This window comes from Sinorhizobium fredii USDA 205 (assembly GCF_001461695.1).
Classification (GTDB): Bacteria; Pseudomonadota; Alphaproteobacteria; order Rhizobiales; family Rhizobiaceae; genus Sinorhizobium; species Sinorhizobium fredii.
Genome location: NZ_AUTC01000056.1, coordinates 1 through 3,186 on the forward strand (window position 1 = coordinate 1; position 3,186 = coordinate 3,186).

1 protein-coding gene and 1 rRNA gene are annotated in these 3,186 nt (G+C 53.7%); both read right to left on the reverse strand.

All coding sequences use genetic code 11. The annotated features are described in order from the left end of the window. The coding region (locus N181_RS34235) for a hypothetical protein (protein ID WP_210172811.1) at positions 1-206 on the reverse strand (206 nt) is incomplete at its 3' end. A gap of 11 nt (positions 207-217) precedes the next feature. Then, positions 218-3,078 (reverse strand): 23S ribosomal RNA (locus N181_RS07925). Positions 3,079-3,186 lie beyond the last annotated feature (108 nt).

Sequence of the window (3,186 nt, forward strand, 5' to 3'; positions counted from 1 at the left end):
CAAAGCGCAAGATTTGCTCCTTGCGGAGCAAACTGATTTGAGAAGCTGGCTGAAGTTTTCACTTCATTTTTGAACACGTCTGACGGTTCTTTGGGCACTTTCCGGAGCGCTAGCTCCGCAAGGCCAAAGGCCGTCGCGCCTTGTGGCGCGGCCCGTCCGGAGCGCTTTGGCGCGTCAGGACAGTCAAGCTCATCTATGATGAGCATAGGCAACAAGAACGATCAAGCCGATCGAACGATTAGTACCGGTAAGCTTCATGCGTTGCCGCACTTCCACACCCGGCCTATCAACGTGGTCGTCTTCCACGGTTCTCAAGGGAATACTCGTTTTCAGGTGGGTTTCCCGCTTAGATGCCTTCAGCGGTTATCCCTTCCATATATAGCTACCCTGCTATGCCCTTGGCAGGACAACAGGTCCACCAGAGATATGTCCATCCCGGTCCTCTCGTACTAGGGACAGATCCTGTCAATATTCCTACACCTACGGCAGATAGGGACCGAACTGTCTCACGACGTTCTGAACCCAGCTCACGTACCGCTTTAATTGGCGAACAGCCAAACCCTTGGGACCTGCTCCAGCCCCAGGATGCGATGAGCCGACATCGAGGTGCCAAACAACCCCGTCGATATGGACTCTTGGGGGTCATCAGCCTGTTATCCCCGGCGTACCTTTTATCCGTTGAGCGATGGCCCTTCCACGCGGGACCACCGGATCACTATGACCGACTTTCGTCTCTGCTCGACTTGTCAGTCTCGCAGTCAGGCGGGCTTATGCCATTGCACTCGACGAGCGATTTCCGACCGCTCTGAGCCCACCATCGCGCGCCTCCGTTACTCTTTCGGAGGCGACCGCCCCAGTCAAACTACCCACCATACACTGTCCCGGATCCGGATGACGGACCGCGGTTAGACATCCATGACGATAAGGGTGGTATTTCAAGGATGGCTCCACGAGAACTGGCGTCCCCGCTTCAAAGCCTACCACCTATCCTACACATGCCGACACGAATGCCAGTGTAAAGCTATAGTAAAGGTGCACGGGGTCTTTCCGTCTGACCGCAGGAACCCCGCATCTTCACGGGGAATTCAATTTCACTGAGTCTATGTTGGAGACAGCGGGGAAGTCGTTACGCCATTCGTGCAGGTCGGAACTTACCCGACAAGGAATTTCGCTACCTTAGGACCGTTATAGTTACGGCCGCCGTTTACTGGGGCTTCGATTCAGAGCTTGCACCCCTCCTCTTAACCTTCCAGCACCGGGCAGGCGTCAGACCCTATACGTCGTCTTGCGACTTCGCAGAGCCCTGTGTTTTTGATAAACAGTCGCTACCCCCTGGTCTGTGCCACCCCATCATACTTGCGTACAAAAGGGTCACGCTTCTTCCGAAGTTACGCGTGCAATTTGCCGAGTTCCTTCAACATAGTTCTCTCAAGCGCCTTGGTATACTCTACCTGACCACCTGTGTCGGTTTCGGGTACGGTCTATACGGTGGAGCTATTTCCTGGAACCGCGTCCCCGCCCGGACAATCCAATAAGTCCGAACAAGTTGGGCGATCCGTCACTACCACCAGGCCCACGAATATTAACGTGGTTCCCATCGACTACGCGTGTCCGCCTCGTCTTAGGGGCCGGCTAACCCTGCTCAGATTAACTTTAAGCAGGAACCCTTGGTCTTTCGGCGAGAGGGTCTCTCACCCTCTTTATCGTTACTCATGTCAACATTCGCACTTCCGATACCTCCAGGACCCCTCACGGGTATCCCTTCACAGGCTTACGGAACGCTCCGCTACCACTTGATCTTGCGATCAAATCCTCAGCTTCGGTGCATGGCTTCAGCCCCGTTACATTTTCGGCGCAAAGACCCTTATTTAGACCAGTGAGCTGTTACGCTTTCTTTAAATGATGGCTGCTTCTAAGCCAACATCCTGGTTGTTTTGGGATCCTCACATCCTTTCCCACTTAGCCATGACTTGGGGACCTTAGCTGGAGGTCAGGGTTGTTGCCCTTTTCACGACGGACGTTAGCACCCGCCGTGTGTCTGCCGACTAGTACTCCCCGGTATTCGGAGTTTGGTTAGGATCAGTAAGACGGTGAGTCCCCATAGCCCATCCAGTGCTCTACCCCCGGGGGTATTCGGTCGACGCTCTACCTAAATAGATTTCGCGGAGAACCAGCTATTTCCGAGTTTGATTGGCCTTTCACCCCTAGCCACAAGTCATCCCAATCTATTGCAACAGATGCGGGTTCGGTCCTCCAGTTGGTGTTACCCAACCTTCAACCTGCTCATGGCTAGATCACTCGGTTTCGGGTCTAATGCGACATACTCAGGCGCCCTGTTCAGACTCGCTTTCGCTACGCCTCCACCTACCGGCTTAAGCTTGCATGTCACACTAAGTCGTTGACCCATTATACAAAAGGTACGCCGTCACCCTTGCGGGCTCCGACTGTTTGTAGGCATCCGGTTTCAGGTTCTATTTCACTCCCCTTGTCGGGGTGCTTTTCACCTTTCCCTCACGGTACTTGTTCGCTATCGGTCATGCACGAGTACTTAGGCTTGGAGAGTGGTCTCCCCATGTTCAGACAGGATTTCACGTGTCCCGCCTTACTCAAGGACAATGAGTGTTCTACGTGTACGGGGCTATCACCCGCTACGGCCGACCTTTCCAAGTCGTTCCACTTTATTCCTCATTGCCACTGGCCTGGTCCGCGTTCGCTCGCCACTACTTGCGGAGTCTCGGTTGATGTCCTTTCCTGCAGGTACTTAGATGTTTCAGTTCCCTGCGTTCGCTTCTTATCCCTATTGAATTCAGGATAAGATACCTTTCAACAATGCTTGGAAACCACTTTGGTTTCTTGACGCCGGATAACCGGCGACGGCCTCTGGCCTTGCGAAGCTTCGCTTCGTTCAACCAGCAGCCAACCAAAATGATTTTCCAAGCATCTAAGGTGGGTTGCCCCATTCGGAGATCCATGGATCAAAGCTCATTCGCAGCTCCCCACGGCTTATCGCAGCGTATCACGTCCTTCATCGCCTGTGCATGCCAAGGCATCCACCAAATGCCCTTTTGACACTTGATCGTTCTCATTGCCAATGCTCATCCTTATTTGGATTTGGCAAACCTTTCCTTCTCGCTCGCGCTCGAAGGGGTGCCAAATCTGGCCATGCGGGCAACTTTCGTATGCCGC